At 72.7% G+C, this 26758-nt stretch carries 19 protein-coding genes; 8 read left to right on the top strand and 11 right to left on the bottom strand.

All coding sequences use genetic code 11. The features are described from left to right. Nucleotides 1-2: 2 nt before the first annotated feature. Together mycP and eccB are read right to left on the bottom strand one after the other, a co-directional pair. Entirely contained in the window at nucleotides 3-1310 is a 1308-nt protein-coding gene (mycP, locus tag ACIBTU_RS29600) for a type VII secretion-associated serine protease mycosin (RefSeq protein ID WP_399129585.1), read from the bottom strand. Nucleotides 1311-1348: 38 nt separating this feature from the next. Next, nucleotides 1349-2878, bottom strand: a complete 1530-nt coding sequence (gene eccB, locus ACIBTU_RS29595) for a type VII secretion protein EccB (RefSeq protein ID WP_399129584.1) — start codon at nucleotides 2876-2878, stop codon at nucleotides 1349-1351. 447 nt (nucleotides 2879-3325) lie between these two features. On the opposite strand from eccB, the gene eccE reads away from it, so the two are divergent. From eccE to ACIBTU_RS29555, 8 genes are all read left to right on the top strand, one after another. Then, complete coding sequence (eccE, locus tag ACIBTU_RS29590) at nucleotides 3326-4504, top strand: type VII secretion protein EccE (RefSeq protein WP_399129583.1); 1179 nt, start codon at nucleotides 3326-3328, stop codon at nucleotides 4502-4504. Continuing rightward, a complete protein-coding gene (locus ACIBTU_RS29585) occupies nucleotides 4504-5241 on the top strand; it encodes a hypothetical protein (RefSeq protein WP_399129582.1) in 738 nt (245 codons plus the stop codon). The genes eccE and ACIBTU_RS29585 overlap by 1 nt, the downstream gene beginning before the upstream one ends. A 276-nt stretch (nucleotides 5242-5517) precedes the next feature. Further along, complete coding sequence (locus ACIBTU_RS29580) at nucleotides 5518-8538, top strand: SCO5717 family growth-regulating ATPase (RefSeq protein WP_399129581.1); 3021 nt, start codon at nucleotides 5518-5520, stop codon at nucleotides 8536-8538. A 265-nt stretch (nucleotides 8539-8803) separates the two neighbouring features. Beyond that, complete coding sequence (locus tag ACIBTU_RS29575) at nucleotides 8804-10702, top strand: ABC transporter substrate-binding protein (RefSeq protein WP_399129580.1); 1899 nt, start codon at nucleotides 8804-8806, stop codon at nucleotides 10700-10702. 74 nt (nucleotides 10703-10776) lie between these two features. Then, nucleotides 10777-11865 (top strand): ABC transporter permease, encoded by a 1089-nt coding sequence (locus ACIBTU_RS29570; RefSeq protein ID WP_399129579.1) that lies wholly within the window; start codon nucleotides 10777-10779, stop codon nucleotides 11863-11865. After that, nucleotides 11862-12794, top strand: coding sequence for an ABC transporter permease (locus ACIBTU_RS29565; RefSeq protein ID WP_399129578.1), 933 nt, complete (start codon nucleotides 11862-11864; stop codon nucleotides 12792-12794). The genes ACIBTU_RS29570 and ACIBTU_RS29565 overlap by 4 nt, the downstream gene beginning before the upstream one ends. Then, entirely contained in the window at nucleotides 12791-13810 is a 1020-nt protein-coding gene (locus ACIBTU_RS29560) for an ABC transporter ATP-binding protein (RefSeq protein WP_399129577.1), read from the top strand. Before ACIBTU_RS29565 ends, ACIBTU_RS29560 begins: the two co-directional genes overlap by 4 nt. Beyond that, on the top strand, nucleotides 13807-14811 hold the full coding sequence (locus tag ACIBTU_RS29555; protein WP_399129576.1) for an oligopeptide/dipeptide ABC transporter ATP-binding protein: 1005 nt from the start codon (nucleotides 13807-13809) through the stop codon (nucleotides 14809-14811). Before ACIBTU_RS29560 ends, ACIBTU_RS29555 begins: the two co-directional genes overlap by 4 nt. A 208-nt stretch (nucleotides 14812-15019) precedes the next feature. On the opposite strand, the gene ACIBTU_RS29550 is transcribed toward ACIBTU_RS29555, so the two are convergent. The 9 genes from ACIBTU_RS29550 to nusA form a co-directional block, all read right to left on the bottom strand. Continuing rightward, nucleotides 15020-15502, bottom strand: a complete 483-nt coding sequence (locus ACIBTU_RS29550; protein WP_399129574.1) for a carboxymuconolactone decarboxylase family protein — start codon at nucleotides 15500-15502, stop codon at nucleotides 15020-15022. A gap of 104 nt (nucleotides 15503-15606) precedes the next feature. Then, nucleotides 15607-16566 (bottom strand): bifunctional riboflavin kinase/FAD synthetase, encoded by a 960-nt coding sequence (locus ACIBTU_RS29545; RefSeq protein ID WP_399129572.1) that lies wholly within the window; start codon nucleotides 16564-16566, stop codon nucleotides 15607-15609. Nucleotides 16567-16697: 131 nt separating this feature from the next. Then, nucleotides 16698-20045 carry a trypsin-like peptidase domain-containing protein gene (locus ACIBTU_RS29540; protein ID WP_399129571.1) on the bottom strand — a complete coding sequence of 1116 codons (3348 nt, stop codon included), beginning with the start codon at nucleotides 20043-20045 and terminating at the stop codon, nucleotides 16698-16700. Nucleotides 20046-20328: 283 nt separating this feature from the next. Further along, a complete protein-coding gene (gene truB / locus ACIBTU_RS29535) occupies nucleotides 20329-21234 on the bottom strand; it encodes a tRNA pseudouridine(55) synthase TruB (protein ID WP_399129570.1) in 906 nt (301 codons plus the stop codon). Nucleotides 21235-21236: 2 nt separating this feature from the next. Further along, entirely contained in the window at nucleotides 21237-21695 is a 459-nt protein-coding gene (rbfA, locus tag ACIBTU_RS29530; RefSeq protein WP_399129569.1) for a 30S ribosome-binding factor RbfA, read from the bottom strand. Between the two features lie 36 nt (nucleotides 21696-21731). After that, complete coding sequence (locus ACIBTU_RS29525) at nucleotides 21732-22025, bottom strand: DUF503 domain-containing protein (RefSeq protein ID WP_399129568.1); 294 nt, start codon at nucleotides 22023-22025, stop codon at nucleotides 21732-21734. Nucleotides 22026-22164: 139 nt separating this feature from the next. Then, a complete protein-coding gene (infB, locus tag ACIBTU_RS29520) occupies nucleotides 22165-25233 on the bottom strand; it encodes a translation initiation factor IF-2 (RefSeq protein ID WP_399129567.1) in 3069 nt (1022 codons plus the stop codon). Nucleotides 25234-25379: 146 nt separating this feature from the next. Beyond that, nucleotides 25380-25658 (bottom strand): YlxR family protein, encoded by a 279-nt coding sequence (locus ACIBTU_RS29515; protein WP_399129566.1) that lies wholly within the window; start codon nucleotides 25656-25658, stop codon nucleotides 25380-25382. A 101-nt stretch (nucleotides 25659-25759) separates the two neighbouring features. After that, nucleotides 25760-26758 (bottom strand): transcription termination factor NusA, encoded by a 999-nt coding sequence (gene nusA, locus ACIBTU_RS29510; RefSeq protein WP_399129564.1) that lies wholly within the window; start codon nucleotides 26756-26758, stop codon nucleotides 25760-25762.

Genomic DNA, 26758 nt, shown 5'->3' with positions numbered 1-26758 from the left:
GCTCAGCCCGTGCTGGTACCCGTTCCCGTACCGGTACCCGTACCCGTCCCGCTCGTCCGTGCCCTGCGGCGCCGCGCGTCCCGTACCGCCACCGCCGTGCCGCCCAGGCCCGCCACCGCGATCAGACCGCCGACCAGGACGTACGTGGCCAGGCGCGCGTTGCGCTCGTCCGCGGTCTCCGTGAGGGGGACCGGGAGCATCTCCGGCGGCTTCGCCTCGATGGCGTCCGGGTCCGCGTGCGGGGCCTGGATCGGGTTCTTCGGGTCCGCGATCTCGGTGACCGCGCGGACCGGGTCGACGACTCCCCAACCGACCAGCCGGTCACGGCCGTTGATGGAACGCTCCGCGGTCTGCTCGATCTGCGCGACGACCTCCTGGGCCGTCCAGTCCTTGTGGTGCTGCTTGATCAGGGCCGCGACCCCGGCGACGTACGGCGCCGAGAAACTCGTTCCGTTGTCGGAGCAGTGGCCGCCCAGCGGGACCGTGGAGATCATGTCGACGCCCGGCGCGGCCACGCCGACGTCGTCGTTCGACTGCGAGAAGGCCGCGCGCTCGTTGTTGCGGTCCGAGGCGGCGACGGCGAGGACGCCCTTGTACGAGGCCGGGTAGGTCTTCTTGACGTTGCCGCCGAGGCCGTCGTTGCCCGCGGAGGCGACGACCACGATGTTCTTCTGCAGGGCGGCGTTGACCGCGGTCTCCAGCTTGGAGCCGGGGGCCAGGGCCTTCTCCGTGTCCTGGGAGATGTTGATGACGTCGGCGCGCTGACGGATCGCGTGGTTGATCGCCAGCGCCAGGTCGTCGGAGTTGCCGTGGCCCTCCGCGTCGTTCTGCTTGATCGGGATGATCGTCGCTTCCGGGGCGAGGCCCACGAAGCCCGTGCCGCTCGCCTTGCGCGCCGCGATGATGCCGGCGACGCGCGTGCCGTGACCGACGGTGTCGGTCGTGCCCTTCGCGTTGCCGCGGCCCTCGATCTTCTTGCCCTTGTCGTCCTTCGGCGGCAGGTAGTTTCCTCCCGCGGACTCCTCGACAGCGCTCTTCAGCTGCGGGTTCTTGACGTCCACACCCGTGTCGATGACCGCGACGCGCACCCCCTTGCCGGTGGCGCTCTGCCACAGGTCGTCGAGGTTGACGCGCTGCAGCGCCCACGGCCGGCCCGCGTACTTCTTGCCGCCGAACGTGCACTGCCCGCTGTCCGCCGCGGCCGGGGCCGCCGGCAGGGCGAGCACGGCCATCGACGCGGTCAGCGCGGTGGCCGCGGACACGGCGGCCGGCCGCGCGGTGCGACGGGCCCAGTTGCTGGTGATCGCCATGATTCGGGCTTCCCCTCCTGCTCTCGTCCGCCGGTCCGCTACGAGCCCTGCGGCTGCCGCGCGGCCGCCTGCGACAGGCGCGGTCCGGTGGGCAGGAAGGACGACCAGGTGGAGGGGATCGGGGCCGGGTCCACGTTGTCGTACCCGAGGAGCTTGCGCGCGATCTCCGCCTCCTGCTGCTCCGCCTTGCGCTGCTTCTCTGTCGTGCCGATGCCCTTGTCGTCGGTCGCGCTGTCCGCGTTCGACTGGAGGGCGTAGCGCAGCCCGGTGTCGGTGACCAGGAAGACGCCGCCCGCCTTGGTCTCGGTGCCCTGGAACTGGCGGAAGATCTGGCCGGAGCCGGGCGTGACGTACGCGCTGGAGGAGCCGGTGGGCAGGTCGGCGGGGAAGTCCGTGCCGGCCCAGGTCGACAGGCTGGTGTTGCCGCCCTTGACCGAACGCAGCGTGTTGCACACCGTGTTGCGGCCGCTCGTGGCGCTCGCGCCGTCGTTGACCGTCTTGGCGCCCTGCGTGGGCCACTTGGCGCCCTCACCCTCGAAGGGCACGCTGCCGGCGACAGCGGCCGGGTTCACCTGCACGGCCTTGCCCGTCGTGTTGGCGTCGATCAAGTCATCGCTGTTGAGCAGGAGTTGGGCGGTGAACTCGGAGATGCTGGCCACCTTGCCCTGCAGCACCACGTAGTACTGCATCCGCGTGCCGTCCAGGGCCTTGAGGACCGTGCCGATCTTGTCGTACTGGGCGTTGCCACTGCCGGCGACGGCGTTCGCGGTCTGGCCGACGGCGCCCGGGACGGTCGGGATGGCGATCGGCGAGCCCTGGTGCGTCGTGCGCAGCCACTCGGCGGAGACGCGCTGCGGGGCGCGCTGCTGGGTGTCGAGCGCCTTGAGCAGGCCCTCCTGCGCCGGGTCGGCGATCTTGTACGAGGTGCCGCGGGCGTCGACGACGTACTGCGACTTGGTGACCGCGTCGGTCACGTACATCAGCTGGCCGCCGGAGAGCTTGTCGCGGCCCTCCGACTTGCCCCACTCCTTCTTCGCGAGGACGAACGCCGCCTTCTGGATGGCGCGGCCGCCGTCGCTGGGGCGCTCGCACACCATCCATCGCTTGCCGGCCTCGGCCTCGGAGCTGGAGGGCAGACGGTCGGGGGCGTACGGGATGCCGAGCGTGGCGCCGTGCGGGGGCTTGCCGCTGTCGAGGACCTTCTCGTCGACGGTCACGACGTCGTCCGTGTAGTCCTTGAGCAGCAGCTTCGCCGACGCCGTGTTCAGGACGGGGTGCAGCTGCTTCTGGCCGTCGGTCTTGAGGACCACGTAGCGCGTCGTCGAGTCGCTCGCCACGATCACGTTCTTCTGGGTGGCGTCCCACCCCTTGGGGGCCGCGGGGCTGAACATCCCGATGCCGCCGAAGACCGCGAGGACCACGACACCGACGATGGTGCCGGGCAGCACCGCGCGCAGCGGGCGCGGGGCGCCTTCCTCGGAGCCCGTCGGAGAGGGCTGCAGGAAGGACGCGAGCGTGCGCCGCTTCGCGAAGGTGTAGGCGTTGAGTTCGTCCCGCCGTGATGCCATCTGTGTCCGCTCTCTCCCCGTGCGGAGCCGTGGGGGCGAGTTCCCCCGGCCTTCCCCGTCTTCGGTCGACGTGAACGCCTGCGGTACGTGCCGCGGCGGTCAGACCCGGCCCCTACTATGCCTGTTGCGCCGGTGCGCGTGTGGCACGGGTAGGGTGCTGAGGCCTTCTGGCACGGACTGTGGAACCTTCGGGGGGCCTTTGCGCATGGGATTTCGGGAGAGTTCGGGGGGTTTGGAGTGATGGCTTCCGCAACGCGGGCTCGATCGCGGTCGCAATCGAGGTCACGATCGGGTGACCGTTCTCGGCAGGGTTCCCCACAGGGGTCCCCCACTCCTTCACAGGCACCACACATTCCGGCACGGGGTGGGCGGTCCGGCGGAGCTCCGTACCGAGGCGCCGTCTCCCCTCATCTGAAGTCGCGTTCCGGCCGCGGCGGCTCGTTCGGCATGCAGCGGCTCGTGATGATCGAGCTGGCCGCCGCGCTGGTCGTGTGCGGCTGGGTGATCGGCACGGTCGCGCTGATCGCGACGGGCGCGGTCGCCGCCCTGCTCCTGCTGCTGGCGCTCGTACGCCGCCGGGGGCGCTCCCTGCCGGACTGGCTGGGCACGATCCTCGCCCTGCGCGCCCGTAAGCGGCGCGCGGCGGGCGAGCCGGTGCCGCCGGGCACCGAGCCGGGCCTCGCACCCGCCGTGGAGTGCGACCCGAGCCTGCGCACGTACAGCTACAACCGGGGCGACGACCGGGACCAGCGCCCCGTCGGCATGGTCGGCGACGGCGGCTTCCTGACCGCGGTGCTCCAGGTCGAGTCGGACGCCACCGCGCTGCGCGCCGAGCGCAGCCGGCGCCCGCTGCCGGTCGCCCTGGTGCGGGACGCGCTGGAGGTCGACGGCATCCGTCTGGAGTCGGCGCAGATCGTGCTGCACACCCAGCCGGCGCCCGCGCTGCACCTGCCGCAGCAGTCGGTCGCGGTGAGCAACTACGCGCCGCTGCAGGCCCAGACGGGTTCGCCGGCGGTGCGCATCACCTGGATCGCGCTGAAGCTCGACCCCGAGCTGTGCCCGGAGGCCGTCGCGGCCCGCGGGGGCGGCGTGGTCGGCGCGCAGAAGGCTCTCGCGCGCGTGGCGGAGCACCTGTCGAGCCGGCTCACGGGTGCCGGGTTCCGGGCCGGGGTGCTCACCGAGGAGGAGCTGGTCGCCGCGGTCGCCACGTCCGCGTGCGCCAACCCGATGGTGACCGCGCAGGCCGGCCGGAGCGAGGCCCCGCAGCGCCGCACCGAGGAGTCCGGCCGCAGCTGGCGGTGCGACAACCGCCGGCACACGACGTACTGGGTCCGCCGCTGGCCCCAACTGGGCGGCGGGGGCACGACGTTGCCCCAGCTCGTGGCCCAGCTGACCACGGTGCCCGCGCTGGCGACGACGTTCAGCCTGACGCTCGCCCCCGGCGACCAGCAGGACGTGACCCTCACCGGGCATCTGCGGATCACCGGCCGCAGCGACAGCGAACTGACCACCGCGCGCCGGGACTTGGAGGTGGCCGCGCGCAGCGTGCGCGCCAGCCTGGTCCGTCTGGACCGCGAGCAACTGCCCGGCGTTCTCGCCACTCTGCCGCTCGGAGGTGCCCGCTGATGGCCCTGACCAGCCACACCTCCGACCTCGGCGAGCGACTGCGCACCGGCTTCGGTCTGCTCGGTCCGCGCCACCAGCGGCACTCGCTGCCGCCGGAGCACCTCGACACCCTGTCGCTGCCCATCGGCGACGACGGCGTGGTCGTCGGCGTGGACGCCGAGGGCCAGCCGGCCGTCATGGGCATCAACCGCCCGACGCCGTACGACATCGTGCTCATCGGCGGTCTGTGGACGGCGCAGGTGCTCGCGCTGCGGGCCGCCGCGACCGGCGCGCGGGTGGCCGTGGAGACGGGCCGCGCCGCGCACTGGGCGCAGCTCGTCCAGGCGGTCGGCGGCGGCCAGTCCGGCATGACCGTGCACGAGGTGGGCCGGGTCCCTCCGCAGGGCGCGTCGGCCGGCGGGCCCGTGCTGGTGATCCGCGACTGCGGCATGCGTCCGCCGCGCGGCCGGGTCGCCTCGGCGCCCTGGCAGTCCGTCCTGACGCTGCTGCCGTACCTGAGCCCGGTCGCGCCGCGTCTCATGCGGCAGGCGCGGCTCGTGGGCGTGCAGCGGGTGTCGCCGGACGAGGCGTCGGAGATCGGCCGGGTGATGGGGCTGCCGCGCGGCGAGTACGAGTCGCTGCCGACGCTCGCCGACGGGGTGACGCTGTGGTGCACGGACCGGGACCGGCAGTACGTGATGACGCAGGCGACCGACGCCGAGACCGGATTGTTGGGAACCGCACGCCGGATGGACTGAGTCCGTCCCGTTCGTGGCGATTTGCCGCGCCTGCGCGGGCGTTCCCGCGGGGCGCGGCCGTCACGTGACCGGGCGCACGGCCCCGACGGGTGGGGCGGGCCTGCCGTGCACCCGCCATTCGTGATTAGGCTGGGACCGGACGTCCGCGTACGCCCTTGTGCGGGGTGCGGGTACGTCAGGGGGCTGGGACCCAGGGGTGAACCCGGCGGATCGGCGAGAAACATCGGTCTCCCCTATGCACGAACACGAGGGTGCTCGACCACACCAGGAGGCATTGTGAACAGCGATCGGGACGATTACCGCGGGGGCTGGGATTCGCCCGTCGATGATCAGTCCGACGCGGAGTCCAGTGTCGAGATGACGGGCGAGTTCACCATCGACTACGCCCCTCCGGCCTGGTACACGCAGAACGCGTCGGGTGCGGGCACGCCCGAGCCCGTCGCGCCCGCGGCGCCGGTGCCGCCCCCGGCACCCGCTCCGACCCCGCCCCCGGCCCCCGCGCCCCTGGCCCCGGAGGCCGCCGAGTCCGGCACGGGGAACGGGGATCTGGAGAGCGGCGCCACGATGCGCTTCTCCGCCGCCGCGCTGAAGAGGGAGTTCGAGGAGCTGGCCGCGCTCGGCGAGGACAGGTCCGGCGCCGGTGCGGCCGCCGCGCCTGCCGCCGGTGCGTCCGAGGGCGCGTCCGAGGGGGCGGCCGCCGCCGAGTCGCCGCGCTCGTGGGCCGATGTGCACCGGGTCGACGGCATGGGCGGTGCGGCTGATCCGGCCGGTTCGCCGGGTACCGGTGCATCCGACTTCGGCGCCGGCTCCGGCTCCGGCTCCTTCGGGGGTGCGGAGGGGGCCGTCGGTTCGGTGGCGCCCGAGGCTGAGCCCGTGTCCGAGTCCGAGTCCGTGTCCGTGTCCGTGTCCGAGTCCGATGGGCCCGACGCGTCCCTCTCCGACTCCCCTGACTCCTCCAGCTCCTCCGACTCCTCCGGCTCCTCCGACGACGGGGACTTCCCGCTCGCCGCCGCTGCCGGCAGCTCCGTCGTCGGCGAGGCCACCGCGGGCGACGACACGGAGCCCGGCGACTCCGCGTCCGGCGACGTGACGGCGGCCGCTCCCGAGCAGCCCGAGGCACCCGAGACGCCCGAGGTCGCCCCCGCGCCCGCCGCCCCGGAAGCGGCCCCCGCCCAGGCGGACGGCGACGCCGCCGAGCAGCCCGCTCCCGCCGCCTGGACTCCGCCGCCCGCTCCGGAAGGTGGCGTGCCTCCGCTGCCGCCCACGTTCCAGCCGGCCGAGCCGAGCGCCCCGGCCCCGGCCCCGGCCCAGCAGTGGGCCGACCCGGCACAGGCCCCGCAGGCACCTCAGGCACCTCAGCCCCCGCAGACTCCGCAGCCGCCGGCCGCGCCCCAGGGCTGGCCGGCCCAGCAGCCCCCGGCCCCCACGGCTCCGGCCCAGCCCCAGCCGCCGGCCCAGCCGCAGGGTGGCTACGGCTTCCCGCAGCCGCCGGCGCCCGCTCAGGGGCAGCCCCCGGCGTCCGCCCCGCTGCCGGACGCCAACTACCCCGCCCCGCAGGGTGGTTACGGCTTCCCCCAGCCCCCGGCCCCGCCGCAGCCCCAGGCGCAGGCGCAGCCCCAGTCGCCCGCGCAGCCCCAGCCCGGCATGCCCAACCCCCCTGCCCCGCAGGGCGGTTACGGCTTCCCCCAGCAGCAGCCTCACCCGCAGCCCGGCCAGCCCCTGCCCCCGCAGCAGCAGGGCGCACCGGTCCCGCCGCAGCAGCAGGGCGCGGGCTACGGCTTCCCCCAGCCGCAGGGCCCCGTGCCGCCGCAGGCGCCCGTACCCCCGCAGGCCGCCCAGCCGCAGCCGCCGGCCCAGCCCTACCCGGGCCAGCCGCAGCCGGGCCAGCAGGGTCAGCCCGGCCAGCCCGGCCAGCCGCAGCCCCCCGCCGGCACGGACCCCCGCACGGGTGCCGCCTGGCCGCAGCCCGTGCAGCACGACCAGCGTCAGCCCACGAACGTCGGCGGCGCCCCGCTCGGTTACACGGCGGCGGTCGAGCTGTCCGCCGACCGGCTGCTCAACAACAAGCGGCAGAAGGCGAAGAGCACCCGCCCCGGCGGCGGCAACTCGCGCTTCAAGCTGGGCGGCAAGAAGGAGGAGGCCGAGCGGCAGCGGAAGCTGGACCTGATCCGCACTCCGGTGCTCTCCTGCTACCGGATCGCGGTCATCAGCCTCAAGGGCGGCGTCGGCAAGACGACGACGACCACCGCGCTCGGCTCGACGCTCGCCACGGAGCGCCAGGACAAGATCCTCGCGATCGACGCCAACCCGGACGCGGGCACCCTCGGCCGCCGCGTGCGGCGCGAGACCGGCGCGACGATCCGTGACCTGGTCCAGGCGATTCCGCACCTGCAGTCGTACATGGACATCCGGCGGTTCACCTCGCAGGCCCCGTCGGGCCTGGAGATCATCGCCAACGACGTGGACCCGGCGGTCTCGACGACGTTCAACGACGAGGACTACCGGCGCGCGATCGACGTGCTGGGCAAGCAGTACCCGATCATCCTGACCGACTCGGGCACCGGCCTGCTGTACTCCGCGATGCGCGGCGTGCTCGACCTCGCCGACCAGCTCATCATCATCTCGACCCCGTCGGTGGACGGTGCGAGCAGCGCCAGTACGACGCTCGACTGGCTGTCGGCGCACGGGTACGCGGACCTGGTGTCCCGCTCGATCACGGTCGTCTCGGGGGTCCGCGAGACCGCCAAGATGATCAAGGTGGAGGACATCGTCAGCCACTTCGAGACGCGCTGCCGCGGTGTGGTCGTCGTCCCGTTCGACGAGCATCTGGCGGCCGGCGCCGAGGTCGACCTCGACATGATGCGGCCCAAGGTCCGCGAGGCGTACTTCAACCTGTCGGCGATGGTCGCCGAGGACTTCGTACGGGCCCAGCAGAACCAGGGCCTGTGGACGCAGGCCGACGGCCAGCAGCCGCCCACGATGGCGCCGCCGATGCCGGGTCAGCAGCAGCCCTACCCGGGTCAGCAGCCGTACCCCGGTCAGCAGCCGCCGCAGGCCCCGTACCCGCAGCAGGGCGGTGTGCCTCCGCAGGCTCCGCCGCCGGGCCAGCCGGGATATCCGGCCCAGCCGGGTCAGCCCGGCCCGATGGCCCATCCGGGGCAACCCGGGCAGCCGGGACAGCCGGGACAGCCCGGTCCGCAGCCCGGTTGGGGTGCCCCGCCGCCCCCGCAGCAGGCTCAGTCCGGACAGCCCGGCCCGCCCCCGGGATGGCAGCAGCCGCAGCCGCCTCAGCAGTGACAACGCGTCAGAAGGCCCGCACCGCCCGCCGGTGCGGGCCTTTCGCGTGCCCGGACGGAGCCGAGGCCGAAAGTGACCGCCACGCCCTGGCCTGCATCGCATCAGAGGTCTCGACCAATGTGCCAAAAATGCTGGTCAACTCGTTATTTCCGCAGGCCACATGGGGTTCACCTGCCGTTGACGTTTCTCGACAGCCGCTGGTACACACACTTCATTCGATCTGGAAAGTCCCTGCTGTGCGAGCGATGCGCGAGGTCACCGACCGATGAACAAACAGGCTCAGCAAGTCCGGCACGACCACCACGACAGAACGATCGCCCGCCCCTCCCGGCGCGGTGTGCGGGTGCTCCTGGCAGCCGGTGCCGCGGCGTTCACCCTGACGGCCGGCCTCGCCACGCCGCTCAACCCCGCGCCGCAGGAGGCGCAGGCGAAGGCGGACGGCGGCAAGAAGACCCTCACGGTGGCGCTCGCGCAGAGCGTCGACTCGCTCAGCCCGTTCCTGGCGACGCGTCTGGTGAGCACCAGCGTCCACCGGCTGATGTACGAGTACCTCACCAACTACGACCCGAAGGACAACCACGTCGTCCCGGGCTTCGCCACCAAGTGGGAGTCCTCGCCGGACAAGCTGACGTGGACGTACACGATCCGCGACGACTCGAAGTGGTCGGACGGCGAGCAGGCCACCGCCAAGGACGCGGCGTTCACCTTCAACAAGATGATGACGGACGACGCGGCGGCCACCGCCAACGGCTCGTTCGTCACCAACTTCAAGAAGGTCACGGCCCCCAGTGACACGCAGCTGGTCATCGAGCTGAAGAAGCCGCAGGCGACGATGACCTCGCTCGACGTCCCGATCGTGCCGGAGCACGTGTGGAAGGACGTCAAGGACTACTCGAAGTTCAACAACGACCAGAAGTTCCCGATCGTCGGCAACGGCCCGTTCGTCCTCACGGACTACAAGACGGACCAGTACGTGAAGCTGAAGGTCAACAAGGACTTCTGGCGGAAGTCGAAGACGCCCCAGTTCGACGAGATCGTCTTCAAGACGTACAAGGACCAGGACGCCGCGGTTGCCGCGCTGCGCAAGGGCGAGGTCTCCTTCGTCGCCGGCTCCCCCGCTCTGACGCCCGCTCAGGCGGCCTCGCTCAAGGGCGAGAAGAACATCAAGGTGAACGAGGGGCCCGGCCGCCGCTTCTACGCGATCGCCGTGAACCCGGGCGCGCGCACCAAGGACGGCAAGAAGTTCGGCGACGGCAACAAGGCGCTGCTCGACCAGAAGGTCCGCCAGGCGCTGTTCCGCTCCGTCGACACCAAGACGATCGTCGACAAGGTCTTCCAGGGCCACGCCGTGCAGGGCGCGGGCTACATCCCGCCGCGCTTCGACGACTACTTCTGGCAGCCCTCGGACAGTCAGAAGCTGTCCTACGACCCCGAGGCCGCGGGCAAGCTGCTCGACGACGCGGGCTATCCGCTCAAGGACGGCAAGCGGGTCGGCAAGGACGGCAAGCCGCTGGACTTCCGCATCCTGTGCCACGCCACCGACCCGAACGACAAGGCGGTCGGCAAGTACCTGAAGGAGTGGTGGGGCAAGCTCGGCGTCGGTCTGAAGGTCGACTGCCTCGACGACGTGTCCGTGCCCTGGTACGCGGGTGAGTACGACCTCGCCTTCGACGGCTGGTCGGTGAACCCGGACCCGGACTTCGTGCTCGGCATCCACACGTGTGCGGCGCTCCCCGAGAAGGCCAAGGAGAGCGCGGCCACCGACAACTTCATCTGCGACAAGAAGTTCGACGGCCTGTACGGGCAGCAGCTCGCCGAGTACGACACGGCGAAGCGCGCGGACGTCGTCAAGAACATGCAGTCCTGGCTGTACGACTCCGGGTACATGAACGTCATGGCGTACCCGAACGCGGTGGAGGCGTACCGCACGGACCAGATCAAGTCGATCACGACGATGCCGACGGCCGCGGGCAACATCTACGGCCAGGACGGGTACTGGAGCTGGTGGTCGGCGGAGCCGGCGACCGCCTCCGACAGCTCGGACTCGGGTTCGTCGAGCTCGACCGGGGTCGTGATCGGGATCGTGATCGCCGCGCTCCTCGTCATCGGCGGCGGCGTGTTCTTCGCGATGCGGCGCCGGTCCACGGCGGACGATCGGGAGTAGTACCGCCCGGGGCCCCGCAACCCGCAACCCCGCGCGGCCGACGCCCGCACGACCAACGAGAGTTCGCATGAACCATGACAGCTGACAGCACTCCGGCGCTCGTGCAGGGCGCGGGCGGCCCCGGCGACGACCCCACCGCACCGGTGGGGGCGTCGTCGGCCGCCCGCGGCCCGCGGGCCCGCGACACCAAGGCGTATCTGCGGTACGCGGCGACGAAGGTCCTCGGCGCCGCCGTCTCCCTCTTCGCCGTCCTCGTCACCAGCTTCTTCCTCTTCCGCCTCATCCCGAGCGACCCGGTCAAGCAGATGACCGGCGGCCGCAAGGTCTCGGCGGAGCAACTGGAGAACCTGCGCCACCAGTTCGGCCTCGACCAGCCGATGTGGAAGCAGTTCACCTCGTACATCGGAGACGCGCTCACCGGCGACTTCGGCACCTCGTTCCAGTACCACGTCCCGGTCATCGACAAGATCACCGCTGCGCTGCCGGCGACGCTGCTGCTGACAGGCACGGCGTACGTCCTGTACTCGGCGCTCGGCATCTGGCTGGGCACGCGCACGGCGTGGCGCAACGGCTCGCGCAGCGACCGCTTCAACACGGCGTTCGCGCTGACCCTCTACTCGGTCCCGGCGTTCTGGCTGGGCCTGCTCCTCATCATCGTCTTCTCCGTCGGCATCGGGCCGATCCCCGGCCTGTTCCCGACGGGCGGCCTCGAATCGGGCGGCGAGAGCGGCTTCGCGTACGTCGTCGACGTCGCGCACCATCTGGTCCTCCCGGTGATCACGCTGGTCGCGGTCGGCTACGCGCAGACGCTGCTCGTGATGCGCTCCTCGCTGCTGGACGAGATGGGCAGCGACTATCTGACGACGGCACGCGCCAAGGGGCTGCGCGACGACATGGTGCGCCGCAGGCACGCCGTGCCGAACGCGCTGCTGCCGACGTTCACGCTGATGTTCGTGAACCTGGGGCACGTGGTCGCCGGGCAGATCCTGGTCGAGACGGTGTTCTCCTGGCCGGGCCTGGGCGGGCTGTTCTACTCGGCCCTGTCGGTGCCCGATCTCCCGCTGGTCCAGGGCCTGTTCTTCGTCTTCGCCACCGCGGTGATCCTCGCGAACACGCTGGCCGACATCCTCTATCCGCTGCTCGACCCGAGGGTGGGCCGATGACGACCGAGACCGCGCCCGCCGAAGGCGTGCAGAAGACCACGAGCGCGCGCTCGCTCGCGCGCGCCCGCAAGCGTCAGTCGCTGGCCCGCTTCTGGCGCTCGTACCGCTCCCACAAGGGCGGCCTGTGGGGCCTGGGGCTGCTGGTGCTGATCGCGCTGATCGCCGTGTTCGCGCCCGCACTGGTCGGCGCGGACGCGCAGAGCGTGACGAACGCGCCGGGCGGCCCGCTGGAGGGCCCGAGCGGTGAGTTCCCGCTCGGCACCGACCAGTTCGGCCGCAGTGTGCTCGCGCTCCTGGTGTACGGGGCGCGGGTCTCGCTGACCGTGGGCCTGCTCGCGGCGTTCCTGTGCGTGGCGATCGGCACCCTCATCGGGATCGTCGCCGGGCACTTCCGCGGCTGGTACGCGACGGTCCTGATGCGGATCACCGACTGGTTCCTGGTGATGCCGACGCTGGTCCTCGCGATCGCGCTGGCGACGGTGATGGACCGCTCGATGTGGACGGTGATCATCGCGATCGGCGTGACGACCTGGCCGACCACGGCCCGGCTCGTGCGCGCGCAGACGCTGGCGGTGGAGTCCCGTCCGTACATCGAGCGGGCCCGGGCGCTGGGCGGCGGTCACGGGCACGTCATGACCCGGCACGTGCTGCCGAACGTGATGCCGCTCGTCCTCGCCCAGACCACGATGATCATCTCCTCGGCGATCCTCACCGAGGCGACCCTCGCGTTCCTCGGCCTGTCCGACCCGACGGTCACGTCCTGGGGCGGCATGCTGCAGGACGCCCGCGAGGCCGGTGCGGTCAGTGCGGGCGACTGGTGGTACCTGGCCCCGCCCGGTATCGCCATCGCCGTCGTCGCGCTGTCCTTCACGCTGTGCGGCCGCGCGGTCGAGTCCGTCCTCAACCCGAAGCTGGGGGTGCGGTCATGACACTGCTTCAGGTGAAGGACCTCGCGGTGACGTACGCGGGCGGCGCCCAGGCCGTGCGCGGGGTGAGCCTGTCCGTGGAGGCCGGCCAGAAGCTCGGCATCGCGGGCGAGTCCGGCTGCGGGAAGTCGACGCTCGCGCTCGCGCTGCTGCGGCTGCTGCCGGCGGGCACGAAGGTGTCGGGCGAGATCCTGCTCGACGGCGAGGACGTCCTCGCCATGAAGTGGGGCCAGGTCCGCGCCGTGCGCTGGGCGGGCGCCTCGATCGTGTTCCAGGGCGCGATGCACTCGCTGAACGCCGTGCACCGCATCGGCGACCAGATCGCCGAGCCGATCCTGCTGCACAAGAAGGCGACGCAGGCGGGCGCCCGGAAGAAGGTCGCCGAGCTGCTCGAACACGTGGGGCTCCCGGCGACGCGCGCCGACGCCTACCCGCACGAGCTGTCCGGCGGTCAGCGCCAGCGCGTGATGATCGCCATGGCGCTCGCCTGCGACCCGGCACTGATCATCGCCGACGAGCCGACGACCGCTCTGGACGTGATGATCCAGGCCCAGATCCTGCGCCTGATCGAGCAGTTGGTCGCCGAGCAGGACCTGGGCCTCGTCATGATCAGCCACGACCTCGCGGTCCTCTCCGACACCTGCGACCGGCTCGCCGTGATGTACGCGGGCCGCGTCGTCGAGGAGGGCCCGGCGGACCAGGTGTACGAGAACGCGGTGCACCCCTACGGCAAGGCCCTGTCGGCGGCGTTCCCGACGATCGGCGACCCGGCGTCCCGGTTCGCGCCGCGGGGGCTGCCCGGCGACCCGCCGGACCCGTCGGCGCTGCCGCCCGGCTGCACGTTCCACCCGCGCTGCCCGGTGGCGCTGGAGGTGTGCGCGACGCGGGACCAGGAGTTGCGGGAGGCGGGGTCCGGCCGGCGGGCGGCGTGTGTACATGTCGGCACCCCGACGGAAGCCGGTGCCGGTTCGGGTTCCGGTTCGGGCGAGTCGGTCGAGGCAAGGAGCACCACGGCATGAAGGACCAGGTCATGGCGGGCACGCGGCCCCTGCTGAGCGCGGAGCAGCTGCGGCTGACGTTCCCGGGGCGCCGTGGGGCGCCGCCGGCGCGGGCCGTGGACGGGGTCGACCTGGACATCGCCCCCGGCGAGATCGTCGCCCTGGTCGGCGAGTCCGGCTGCGGCAAGACGAGCCTCGCGCGCACGCTGCTGGGCCTGGAGAAGCCGACGGCCGGGGCAGTCACCTTCGCCGGGAAGCCGCTCGACTACGCGTCCCGCGCGCTGAAGGCGTACCGCAAGCGGGTGCAGCTGGTCCTCCAGGACCCGAGCGGCTCGCTCAATCCTCGGCACACGGTGTACGACGCGGTCGCCGAGGGCCTGCGGATCCGCGGGTACGCGGGGGACGAGCGGGCGGCGGTGTCGGACGCGCTGTCCCGGGCGGGGCTGCGGCCTCCGGAGCGGTTCTTCCTGCGCTACCCGCACGAGCTGTCCGGCGGCCAGCGCCAGCGCGTCGTCATCGCGGGCGCGCTCGTCCTCGAACCCGAACTCATCGTGGCGGACGAGCCGGTGGCTTCGCTGGACGCGTCCGTACGGGGCGAGATCCTGGCCCTGCTGCTCCGGCTCCGCGACGAACTCGGGCTCTCGGCGCTGGTCGTCACGCACGATCTGGGGCTGGCCTGGAACATCGCGGACCGGGTCGCCGTGATGTATCTGGGCCGGATCGTGGAGACGGGGCCGGTGGAGGACGTCCTGACGGCTCCTCAGCATCCGTACACACAGGCCCTGTTGTCGGTGCTCCCGGAGGCGCCCGGTGATCCGGTGGTCCTCACCGGGGAGCCGCCGGATCCGTCGCGGGTGCCCGGGGGGTGCCGGTTCCATGTGCGGTGCCAGGTCCTGGCGCGTGGCTCCGCCGAGGAGGCGGGGGTCGCCGAGGCGTGCCGGTCCGAGGATCTGCCGGTGCTCTCCGGCGGCGCCGCGACCCAGGTTGCCTGCCATTGGGCGGCGGCGCGGGCCTCGCAGTAGCATCTGCGGGGTTCTGCGATCGGGCGGCTGCGGCTCCGTCGTGGCTGGTCGCGCAGTTCCCCGCGCCCCTGAGATGCACACCCTTCGGGTGGCATCTCCCCGATGAGGCGGAGCCTCATCAGGGGCGCGGGGAACTGCGCGAGAAGCCCCACCGGGCCGCAGTCGCGACACGACCGGACCCGGCAGACGCGGATGCGGAACCCGCGCCCTACTCCAGCGGGGACTTCATGCCCGGCTGGTAGTCGCCGGCCGGCTGTCGCGTCATCACGTTCAGGCGGTTGAAGGCGTTGATGCCGGCGATGAGGCAGACGAGCGCGCCGAGCTGCTCCTCGTCGTAGTGCTTGGCGGCGCGGTCCCACACCTCGTCCGGCACCCCCGTGGCGGCATCCGCCAGACGCGTTCCCTCCTCGGCGAGTTCGAGGGCCGCCCGCTCCGCCTCCGTGAAGACCTTCGCCTCGCGCCATGCCGCGACGAGGCTGAGCCGGACCGGGGTCTCCCCTGCCGCCACGGCCTCCTTGACGTGCATGTCGAGACAGCCCGAGCAGCCGTTGATCTGGCTGGCGCGGATCTTCACGAGTTCCTGCGTCGCGGCGGGCAGGCCGGAGCCGGTGAGCGGCTGGTGCGCGGCGACGAGACGCTTGAGGAATCCGACGGCGGACTGGCTGGCGAACATGTTCAGACGGGGTTCCATGACGAGCTCCCTGCTTGGATTCCGTGGTCCTGGACGGTGCTTCACCAACAGGACGGATCGCAGGGGCCCGGCTGTGACATCCCCGGGCCGGAACGGGGTGTGACCTACGCCTCGTTCGCCTCGTAGGCGGCGATGAGGTCACGCGAGCGCTTCACGTCGTCGGCGATCGCCTCGACGAGCTGCTCCAGGGAGTCGAACTTCGACATCCCGCGCACGAACGCGAGGAAGTCGACGGCGACGTGCAGCCCGTACAGGTCGAGCCCCTCGCGGTCGATGGCGTAGGCCTCCACGGTCCGCTCGACCGCGTCGAACTGCGGGTTCGTACCGACCGAGATGGCGGCGGGCATGGCCTCGCCCTCGACGTGCAGCCAGCCCGCGTAGACGCCGTCGGCGGGGATCGCGGTGTGCGGGAGGGTCTCCACGTTGGCCGTGGGGAAGCCCAGTTCGCGGCCGCGCTGCGCGCCGCGCACGACGACGCCCTCGACGCGGTGCGGGCGGCCCAGGATCTCGCGGGCGCCCTCGACATCGCCCTCGGCGACGAGCCGGCGGGTCAGCGTCGAGGAGAACGGCTGACCGCCGCCCGCCGTGCCGCTGACGAACAGGTCGATGAGCTCGACGTCGAAGTCGTACGTGCGGCCCTGCTCGGCGAGGAACCCGACGTCGCCCGCGGCCTTGTGGCCGAAGCGGAAGTTGGGGCCCTCGACGACGATCCGGGCGTGCAGCCGGTCGACGAGCACCTTCGCGACGAAGTCGGCGGGCGACAGCTTCGAGAACTCGGTGGTGAACGGCAGGATCAGCACCGCGTCCACGCCCAGCTCGGCCATCAGCTCGGCCCTGCGGTGGTGCGGGGCGAGCAGCGGCGGGTGCGAGCCGGGGCGCACGACCTCGCTGGGGTGCGGGTCGAAGGTGACGACGACGGCCGGAACGCCCAGCTCACGGGCGCGCTCCACGGCACGGCCGATGATCAACTGGTGTCCGCGGTGCACCCCGTCGTAGGAGCCGATGGTGACGACGCTGCGCCCCCAGTCCTGGGGGATGTCCTCCAAGCCACGCCAGCGCTGCACGGTGATTGCTCCTCGCAAACCTGTGTACGACGGTTCCGTCTGTCTGTGCTTCGTGCGTCTCTTACCGAACACGCAGGTCTAAGAGTGCCATGTCGCCCGGCCGCGCCACTCATCGGGCGGGGCGTCGGGCTTCAGGCGGGCACCTTCGCCCCGGCCACGCTCTCGATGGTGCGGCGGGCGCTGGGCCCGACCAGGGCGGCCCAGTCGGCAGGCTCCGCGGTGAGCCAGCGGGCGGTGAGGGCGGCGAAGCCAGGGACGGCCCCGGCCAGCTCCACCAGGCCCCGGTCGAAACGGGCGGCGCCCTCGGGGGTGCGGACGAGCAGGGTGCCGGTGCGGTGCACGAGGTCCCGGGTCCGGGCCTGGCCGCGCCGTACGGCTCCCCGTGCGGCCGCGTCGAGCACGGCGGCGAGCACGTCCGCGTCGCTCTCCCGCCCGAGCAGGACGTCGAGCAGCTCCCCGCGCAGGCCGCGCGAGGCCGCGGTGCCGGGCGCGGCGAGGACGGGGGCGAGCGCGGCCCGTACGGCGGGCGATGGGGCGCGCAGCAGCTCCAGGGCGAGCGGCAGCAGGACGGAGCGCCCGGTGGGGCCGCGCTCCAGGCACCGGTCCACGAAGGCGGCCGCGTGCCGGGCGGCGCCTTCGGGGTGCGCGGCGGCCAGCTCCCCGACGAGCGCGGCGGCGCGGCGGGCCAGGGCGGGGGTCGTGACGTCGGCGAGGGTGCGCACGAGGTCCCCGGCGCCGGGGCCGAGCCCGTCGAGCCGGGACCGGAACGCGTCGAGGACCGGCTCGGGGTGGGTCTCCAGGGCCGGGGCGAGCGCGGACGCGGGCAGCTGGGGGTCCCCCGCGGTGAACCGTCGCAGCGCCCGGGCGAGGTACTGGGGCCGGGAGTGCGGGTCGCGGACGAGCAGGGCGAGGGCGGCGCCGTGCAGCGTGTCCTCTCCGGGGCGGGCCAGCAGGGCGAGCGCCGCGTAGCGCAGCAGTCCGCGGTCGGCGTCGCTGGTGGCCCGGGACTGGACGCGCAGCCCGTAGGCGAGGGCGGCGACGTGCCGGTCGAGCCGCTCGTCGTGCGCCCAGCGGTCGACGGCCCGGCACAGCGCGGAGGGTTCCTCGTCGGCGAGCACGGTGAGCAGTTCGTCGGCGCGCGGGTGCGGGCAGTCGACGAGCGCCTCGGTGAGGTCGTCGACGGCGCGGTGGCGGTGGGTGTGGAGCAGGGCCTGGGCGGCGGTCGCGACGGTGGCGTCGGGCAGCGCGGGCAGGGCCCGCTCGTCGTCGAACCAGGTGGTGAGCTGCCGTTGCGCGGCGGCGGGCGCGGCGGCCAGGAGCTCGGCAACGGTGTCCAGGTAGCGGTGCCCCTCACCGGGTGAGGGGTCGTGTACGACGAGCCGCCGCAGCAGCGCGAACCGGGCGCCGTCCGACACCGGGACCCGCGTCCAGAACCAGGGCCCGAAGGCCCCGCCGTCGGCGAGCTCGCGCAGCACGGGCAGATACGGCTCGGCGTCCGGAACGCGCGACAGCACCTCCGCGACCAGATGCCCGGCCCACCACTCGGCCTCCTCGTCGGCGGCCTCGCCCTCGCCTCGCCCACCTCCCGGCAGCCAGGCCGTCAACTCCGCGAGCCGCTCCCCCAGTTCGGCAGGCCCCCGCTGCCGCCCGAGCAGCAGAAGGGCCCGCACCACGGGCCCCGCCCGATGCCGGGGCACCGGCACGGCGGACCCGCCCCGCCGCCGGAACACCAGCGCCTCCAGCGCCCCGTCCAGATCCAGGTGCATGCCCTGGATCCAGTCGGCCACCTCCTCGTGCGCGAACCGGTACCCGCTCCCCGCCGGCACCAGCACCCCCTCGGTGAGCACGGCGGACGCCCACCCGCTCACCCCGTGCCGCGCCCCCCAGGGGAACAGCTCCTCGAACGCGGCCCGGTCCAGCTCCCCCTGCCCGGGCCCGAGACAGCTGCGGGCCGCCTCGTGCAGCTGCCCGCAGACCCGCGCCGCGAGCCGCCGCACCGCCGCGCCCCGCAGCCCGGCGGGAGCGGCGAGCCGTACGGCCACCCGCAGGCACATCAGGTCCAGGTACGCCCCGAAGACCTCGTCCCGGTCCGGGCGCCCGGGCACCTCCCCGGGCAGCGCCGCCCGCACGTCCCGCAGCAGCCGCAGCGCCAGCGGATGCCGGGCGTCCGCCGGGTGGAGGGCGCCCTCGGGGATCCCGAACCGCTCCCGGGCCCGCTCGTCGTCGAGGTCCCCGATCCGGACGCAGGCGGGCAGCCGCCCGGCCCGCCCGTGCAGCGCCCCGGGGCCGAAGAGCCGGCCTGCCTGCTCCCAGTACTCCCCGCGGCAGGCCACGACGAGCCGGACTCCGGACTCGGCGAGCCAGCGCTCGGTGCCCCGCGACCAGGCGGCGAGCCGGTGGGCGAGCACGGGCGGCATCTCCTCGGGCCCGTCGAGCACCAGCGTCAGGGGGCGCCCGGCGTCGGCGGCGATCCGGGCGACGCGCGCGGGCGACAGGTCTCCGAGCTCGCCGGGCTCCACCTCACGGGTGGCGGCGACGATCCGGCCCGCCCGCTCCAGGGCGCGTCCGACGGCCTGCGCGACGGAGGCGTCGCCGCCGCCCAGGTCGGCGCCGCGCAGCCAGAGCGTGGGCGCGGCGCCCGCCCCGGCGCCCCGGCGCGCGGCGAGGGCCGCGAGCTCCGTGGTGCGTCCGCTGCCGGGGTCCCCGACGAGCGCGAGCAGCCGTGCCGGTCCGGCGGCGAACGCGGCCAGTTCCCGTACGACGTCGGGTCGTTCGACCGGGTCCGGGGCGCCGTCGGCGGCGGGCCCCTCGCTGCCGACCGAGACGGCGGCGAGCTGCAGGACACCCGCGACGTTCAGTTCGTCCCCGTAGGCGGCGACGGTGACCGCGTTGCGGGCCAGGAGTGCGGCGAGGGGGCCCTGCGGGTCGGCGGCGGCCGTGCGCAGCGGGACGGCGAGTCCCGCGGCACGGTGGCCGGTGTGCAGGGCGGTGCCGAGGACGGCGACGACGGCGCCCGTGACGGCGTCCAGGACCGGTCCGCCCGCGGCGCCGCCACCCGGTGCCAGGGCGTCCGCGCCGGCGGTGCCGACGGCGAGCTCCATGACCTCGTCGAGCGGATGGGGGCCGTCGCCCGCGGTGTAGTGCGCGGGGCCGTGGCCGAGCACCCGGGCCTCGCGCCAGCCGCCGGCCGGGATCCGCACGTAGGCCCCGGTGGGCAGGGGTCCGCCGGCGGCGACGGGCAGCGGGGGGACGCCGAGTCCTTCGGTGCGCACGAGGGCGAGGCCGAGGTGGGGCAGGGCGTGGACGGCTTCGGGGCCCACGACGCAGGTGGCGCCGCCGGGTGCGTGCAGCACGAGGCGGCCGAGCCCGTCCACCGCTTCGTGACCGGTGACCACGGTCCCCTGGTCGTCCACGGCGAAGCCCGCTCCGCGCGGGCGCCCGGCCAGATCACAGATCCGAACCAGCGGCGGATCGACCATGCCGCTGAACCTCCCGCCGCTCTCCGCCACCCCCCGTCCCCTCGACGGTAGGCGCGCAATGATCAGCAGGACAGCGCGCGCGGCGAACGCGCCCCCCTGCGCTCCCCTGATTCACTCCGAGCGCCCGCTCGATGGGGTGAACTCGACCGGCCTGGCGGACAGACCTCATGGAGGGGGAACGTGGAGCGGCGGGCACCCGGGGTCCGGATGCCCGCCGCTTCATCGGCGTCCGCCGTTCGGCGGGGAAGCCGTCGGCCGAGGAGACCGTCGGCCGAGGAGACCGTCAGGCGAAGACGGCCAGGCTCTTCGCCTTGCCCTTGGACTCCTCGACGAGGGCCAGGAAGGTGCCGTCGGCGCCGAAGACGGCGACGGGACCGGCGTCCGCGTACTCGGCGGGCATCTCCAGGCGCACCCCGTTCAGGAGCAGCTTGGCGCGGCGCGCGTCGACGTCCCAGCGCGGGAACGCGGCGCTCGCGGCGTCGGCCACCGGCATCACGGCGAACGACTCCTGGAGCTGGTCCAGGGTCTTGGCCCCGTCGAGCTTGTAGGGCCCGACCCGGGTCCGGCGCAGGGCGGTCAGATGGCCGCCGACGCCGAGGTCCGCGCCGAGGTCGCGGGCGAGGGCCCGGATGTAGGTGCCGGACGAGCAGACGACGGACACCACGAGGTCGACCACGGGGGTCCCGTCCTCGGCGACGGCGTCCCTCATGTCGTAGACCTGGAAGGAGGAGACGGTGACCGGCCGGGCCGGGATCTCGAACTCCTCGCCCTCACGGGCGCGCTTGTACGAGCGCACGCCGTTGATCTTGATGGCGCTGACCTTGGACGGCACCTGCATGATGGCGCCGGTCAGCTTGGCGACGCCCGCGTCGACGGCGTCGCGCCGCACTCCGGAGGCGTCCGTGGACGAGGTGAGGTCGCCCTCGGCGTCGTCGGTGAGCGTGTTCTGCCCGAGCCGGATCGTGCCGAGGTACTCCTTCTCGGTCAGCGCGAGGTGACCGAGAAGCTTGGTGGCACGCTCGACGCCGAGCACGAGGACGCCCGTCGCCATCGGGTCGAGGGTGCCCGCGTGGCCGACGCGGCGGGTCCTGGCGATCCCGCGCATCTTGGCCACGACGTCGTGCGAGGTGAAGCCCGACGGCTTGTCGACAATGACCAGGCCGTCGGGCGGAGGGGTGCGGTCGGACATGCTCAGGCGTCGCCGTCCGTCTCGTCCTCGGCGGCGTCGTCTTCCGGCTTCTTGTACGGGTCGGCGTCGCCCGCGAAGGCGGCACCGGCGGACGCCTGGCGCACCTCGGCGTCCGAGGCCCGTGCCTTGTCGAGGAGGTCCTCGATGGTGCGGGCGTTGTCCGGCAGGGCGTCCGCCACGAAGGTGAGGGTCGGCGTGAACTTCACGCCGGCCGCGGCACCCACCGCGGAACGCAGGACGCCCTTGGCGCTCTCCAGACCGGCGGCAGCCTCGGCCCGCTCCTCGTCGTCCCCGTACACCGTGTAGAAGACGGTGGCCTCTCGCAGGTCACCCGTGACGCGGGTGTCCGTGATGGTGACATGGGTGCCGAGCCGCGGGTCCTTGATCCCACGCTGCAGCTTCTGGGCCACCACCTCTCGGATGAGGTCCGCCAGCCTCTTGGCGCGCGCGTTGTCGGCCACTGGTCCGTCTCCTTAGTAACTGTCTTGCTTCTTGCTTCAGTCTTCGTCGCTGTGGAGCCTGCGTCGAACCGAGAGCAGTTCCACCTCGGGCCGGGCGGCGACCAGCCGCTCGCAGCGGTCCAGTACGTCGCTGAGGTGTCCCGTGTCCCCGGAGACCAGCGCGAGCCCGATCTCGGCCCTGCGATGGAGGTCCTGGTCGCCCGTCTCCGCCGCGCTCACCGCGTACTTGCGCTGGAGCTCGGCCACGATGGGGCGAACGATGGAGCGTTTCTCCTTCAGCGAGTGGACGTCGCCGAGGAGCAGATCGAAGGACAGAGTCCCCACATACATGTGTGTCCGGATGTCCCGCCGGTTCGGGTTCGTAAAGGCGCCACAAGCTGACGCCGATACGGGAACCGTACACGCAACGGCCGGGGCCGATCGACGGAAATAAGTTCCGTCGACCGGCCCCGATCGCTTACCACATCGGTCAGACGCGCGGCTTCTCGCGCATCTCGTACGTCGCGATGACGTCGTCGACCTTGATGTCGTTGAAGTTGCCGAGGTTGATACCGCCCTCGAACCCTTCGCGGATCTCGGTGACGTCGTCCTTGAAGCGACGCAGACCGGAGATGTTGAGGCTCTCCGCGATGACCTTGCCATCGCGCAGCAGGCGCGCCTTGGTGTTGCGCTTGACCTCTCCGGACCGGACGAGCACACCGGCGATGTTGCCCAGCTTGGACGACTTGAAGACCTCGCGGATCTCCGCCGTGCCGAGCTCGACCTCTTCGTACTCCGGCTTGAGCATGCCCTTGAGGGCCGCCTCGATCTCCTCGATGGCCTGGTAGATCACCGAGTAGTACCGGACGTCGACGCCCTCGCGCTCCGCCATCTGCTGCGCACGGCCGGCTGCCCGGACGTTGAAGCCGATGACGATGGCGTCGGAGCCGGTCGCCAGGTTGATGTCGGACTCGGTGACCGCACCCACACCGCGGTGCAGGACACGGATGTCGACCTCTTCACCGACGTCGAGCTGGAGCAGCGAGGACTCGAGAGCCTCCACCGAACCGGACGCGTCGCCCTTGATGATGAGGTTGAGCTCCTGCACCAGACCGGCCTTGAGGGCCTCGTCCAGGTTCTCCAGGGAGAACCGGACGCCGCGGCGCGCGAAGTTGGCGTTGCGCTCGCGAGCGGCACGCTTCTCGGCGATCTGACGGGCCGTACGGTCCTCGTCGACCACCAGGAAGTTGTCGCCGGCACCCGGGACGTTGGTGAGACCGAGCACGAGGACGGGGGTCGAGGGACCCGCTTCCTCGACGTTGTTGCCGTTGTCGTCGAGCATCGCCCGGACACGGCCGTACGCGTCGCCGACCACCATGGTGTCGCCGATGCGCAGCGTGCCGCGCTGGACCAGGACCGTCGAGACGGCACCGCGGCCACGGTCGAGGTGCGACTCGATCGCAATACCCTGCGCGTCCTGCTCCGGGTTGGCCCGCAGGTCGAGCGAGGCGTCCGCGGTCAGGACCACGGCCTCGAGCAGCTGCTCGATGTTGAGGCCCTGCTTGGCGGAGATGTCGACGAACATGGTGTCGCCGCCGTACTCCTCGGCCACCAGGCCGTATTCGGTCAGCTGACCGCGCACCTTGGTCGGGTCGGCACCCTCGACGTCGATCTTGTTGACCGCGACGACGATCGGGACCTCGGCGGCCTTGGCGTGGTTGAGCGCCTCGACCGTCTGGGGCATGACGCCGTCGTTGGCCGCGACCACGAGGATCGCGATGTCGGTCGACTTCGCACCACGGGCACGCATGGCGGTGAAGGCCTCGTGACCGGGGGTGTCGATGAAGGTGATCTTGCGCTCCTCCTCGTTCACCTCCGTCGTGACCTGGTACGCACCGATGTGCTGCGTGATGCCGCCGGCCTCGCCCGCGACGACGTTCGTCTTGCGGATGGTGTCGAGCAGGCGGGTCTTACCGTGGTCGACGTGACCCATGACGGTGACGACCGGCGGACGGGACATGAGCATGTCCTCGCCGCCCTCGTCCTCGCCGAACTCGATGTCGAAGGACTCGAGCAGCTCGCGGTCCTCCTCCTCCGGGCTGACGACCTCGAGGACGTAGTTCATCTCGCCCGCGAGCAGCTGGAGGGTCTCGTCGGAGACGGACTGCGTGGCAGTGACCATCTCGCCGAGGTTCATCATCACGGCGACGAGCGAGGCCGGGTTGGCGCCGATCTTCTCCGCGAAGTCGGTCAGCGAGGCACCGCGCGACAGGCGGACGGTCTGTCCGTTGCCGCGAGGCAGCATGACGCCGCCCACCGACGGGGCCTGCATGGCCTCGTACTCCTGGCGCCTCTGACGCTTCGACTTGCGACCACGACGGGCGGGCCCGCCGGGACGGCCGAACGCACCCTGCGTGCCACCACGGGCACCGGGACCACCGGGACGACCGCCACCGGGACGACCGGCGAAACCGCCACCGCCACCGGGACGACCGGCGAAGCCGCCGCCACCGCCGCCGCCACCGGGACGACCGGCGAAGCCGCCGCCACCGCCACCGGGACCGCCCGGACGACCGGCGAAGCCGGGACGACCGCCGCCGCCACCACCGGGACGACCGCCGCCACCACCGGGACCACGGCCACCGCCGGGGCCACCACCGGGACGCGGGCCGGCAGCGGGACGCTGCGGCATCATGCCCGGGTTCGGACGGTTACCACCGGGGGCACCGCCGGGACGCGGACCGCCCGCGCCGCCCTGCGGACGAGGCATGCCGCCCGGGGTCGGACGGGCGCCGCCCTGACCCTGCGGACGGGGGCCGCCCTGGCCGCCGCCCTGCGGACGCGGACCGCCCGGGGCGCCACCGGGGCCACCGGGACGCGGGGCGCCGCCGGGACGGGGCGCCTGCGGGCGCGCCATGCCGGTGGAACCGCCGGACGTGAAGGGGTTGTTGCCCGGACGCGGGCCCGCGGGACGGGCGCCACCGGGACGGGGAGCACCCTGGCCGCCGGGACGCTGGGCGCCCTGACGGTCACCGCGCTGACCCTGACCACCCTGGCCGCCCTGAGCGGGGGCCGGACGGCCACCGGGCTTCGGGGCGCCGGGACGGGCCGCCGGACGCGCAGCACCGGCAGCCGGAGCGGCCGGGGCGGCGGGAGCCGCGGGGGGCGCCGTGAACTCGGGCGCGGCCGGAGCCGGCGTGACCGGCTTCGGGGCCGGCTTCGGACCCGGACGCGGACCCGGCGCGGGGGCCGAGGCGGCGGGCTTCTCCGCGGCGGCCGGCTTGGGGGCCGGCGGGCGCGGCGCGGCAGGCTTCGCGGCCTGCGCGGGGGAAGGGGTGGGACGCGGCGCCGCGGGCTTCGCGGGCGCGGCCTTGCGTGCGGCGGGCTTGCCGCCGCCATTGCCCTGCTGGAGGGCATCAGTCAACTTGCGCACGACCGGCGCCTCGATCGTCGAGGACGCCGAACGGACGAATTCACCGAGTTCCTGGAGCTTGGCCATGACGACCTTGCTCTCTACACCGAACTCCTTGGCGAGCTCGTATACCCGGACCTTAGCCACTTCGCTCCTTTTAGGTCCGGGTTACGCCGGACCGTCGCTACTTCATGGGCGTACTCATCGCGTGCTCATCGAGTGCTCATCGCAATCTCGACCTACTTCCAACTCGCGGAATACCAGGGCCGCACGGAGGATCCGCGCGGCGCTTCTTACGGTGTTGCCCGTCCGACCCGGTGGCTCAGCGCCTCCGTGTCGAACGGCCCAGGGGCCTTGAACGCCCGCTGGAAGGCCCGACGGCGGACCGCCTGGTCGAAACAGACCTGGGCGGGGTGCACGTACGCACCCCGGCCGGGCAGCGTACCGCGATCATCGGGGACGCACGCGCCCTCGATCACCACGATCCGCAGCAGATCGCTCTTGGCCGCTCGCTCCCGGCAACCCACGCAGGTTCGCTCAGGGCATGCGCCGACGTGCGTCCGGCCAGACACGATGAAGTCTACCTCCCCGTACCGACCTCACCCCTTTGGGGGAAAAATCGAACGGCTGTCTCGTTACATTCTGTCGTGATCCAAGCGCACAGCGCCCGGATTTATTCCCCCGAGCCCGGTGCGGGCTGCTCGGTGTCCGGCCGGATGTCGATGCGCCAGCCGGTGAGCCGGGCCGCGAGCCGGGCGTTCTGGCCCTCCTTGCCGATGGCGAGGGAGAGCTGGTAGTCGGGCACGGTCACCCGGGCCGAGCGGGCACCCAGGTCCACGATCTCGACCTTCGAGACGCGGGCCGGGGACAGCGCGTTGGCCACCATGTCGGCCGGGTCGTCGGACCAGTCGACGATGTCGATCTTCTCGCCGTTGAGCTCGCCCATGACATTGCGCACACGGCCGCCCATGGGGCCGATGCAGGCGCCCTTGGCGTTGAGCCCGCTCCGGGTGGAGCGGACGGCGATCTTCGTACGGTGGCCGGCCTCGCGGGCGATGGCGGCGATCTCGACGGACCCGTCGGCGATCTCCGGCACCTCGAGCGCGAAGAGCTTCTTGACCAGGTTCGGGTGCGTGCGCGACAGCGTCACGGACGGACCGCGCACACCCTTGGCGACCCGGACGACGTACGAACGCAGGCGCATGCCGTGCGGGTACTCCTCGCCCGGCACCTGCTCCTGCACCGGCAGGATGGCTTCCAGCTTGCCGATGTCGACCAGCACGTTCTTCGGGTCGCGGCCCTGCTGGACGACGCCCATCACGATGTCGCCCTCGCGGCCCGCGTACTCGCCGAGCGTCGCGTCGTCCTCGGCGTCGCGCAGCCGCTGCAGGATGACCTGCTTGGCGGTCGTCGCGGCGATACGGCCGAAGTCCGAGGGCGTGTCGTCGAACTCGCGCGGCTCCTGACCCTCTTCCAGGTCGTCCGCGTCCTCCTTCGCCCAGACCGTCACGTGTCCGCTCTCGCGGTCGAGCTTCACGCGCGCGTGGCGGCGGCTTCCCTCGGTGCGGTGGTAGGCGATGAGGAGGGCCGATTCGATCGCCTCGACCAGCAGGTCGAAGGAGATCTCCTTCTCACGGACCAGACCCCGCAGGGCACTCATGTCGATGTCCAC

Source organism: Streptomyces sp. NPDC050145 (genome assembly GCF_044460245.1).
GTDB lineage: Bacteria > Actinomycetota > Actinomycetes > Streptomycetales > Streptomycetaceae > Streptomyces.
This window is presented reverse-complemented; position numbering and strand designations above follow the sequence as displayed.

Excerpts from the sequence above, each read along its gene's own strand:
- ACIBTU_RS29560 (WP_399129577.1), top strand. The coding sequence starts at position 12,791 with ATGACACTGCTTCAGGTGAAGGACCTCGCGGTGACGTACGCGGGCGGC.
- ACIBTU_RS29565 (WP_399129578.1), top strand. The coding sequence starts at position 11,862 with ATGACGACCGAGACCGCGCCCGCCGAAGGCGTGCAGAAGACCACGAGC.
- mycP (WP_399129585.1), bottom strand. The coding sequence starts at position 1,310 with ATGGCGATCACCAGCAACTGGGCCCGTCGCACCGCGCGGCCGGCCGCC.
- truB (WP_399129570.1), bottom strand. The coding sequence starts at position 21,234 with ATGTCCGACCGCACCCCTCCGCCCGACGGCCTGGTCATTGTCGACAAG.
- ACIBTU_RS29525 (WP_399129568.1), bottom strand. The coding sequence starts at position 22,025 with ATGTATGTGGGGACTCTGTCCTTCGATCTGCTCCTCGGCGACGTCCAC.
- ACIBTU_RS29575 (WP_399129580.1), top strand. The coding sequence starts at position 8,804 with ATGAACAAACAGGCTCAGCAAGTCCGGCACGACCACCACGACAGAACG.
- ACIBTU_RS29540 (WP_399129571.1), bottom strand. The coding sequence starts at position 20,045 with ATGGTCGATCCGCCGCTGGTTCGGATCTGTGATCTGGCCGGGCGCCCG.
- ACIBTU_RS29555 (WP_399129576.1), top strand. The coding sequence starts at position 13,807 with ATGAAGGACCAGGTCATGGCGGGCACGCGGCCCCTGCTGAGCGCGGAG.
- eccB (WP_399129584.1), bottom strand. The coding sequence starts at position 2,878 with ATGGCATCACGGCGGGACGAACTCAACGCCTACACCTTCGCGAAGCGG.
- ACIBTU_RS29585 (WP_399129582.1), top strand. The coding sequence starts at position 4,504 with ATGGCCCTGACCAGCCACACCTCCGACCTCGGCGAGCGACTGCGCACC.
- ACIBTU_RS29550 (WP_399129574.1), bottom strand. The coding sequence starts at position 15,502 with ATGGAACCCCGTCTGAACATGTTCGCCAGCCAGTCCGCCGTCGGATTC.
- eccE (WP_399129583.1), top strand. The coding sequence starts at position 3,326 with ATGCAGCGGCTCGTGATGATCGAGCTGGCCGCCGCGCTGGTCGTGTGC.
- ACIBTU_RS29570 (WP_399129579.1), top strand. The coding sequence starts at position 10,777 with ATGACAGCTGACAGCACTCCGGCGCTCGTGCAGGGCGCGGGCGGCCCC.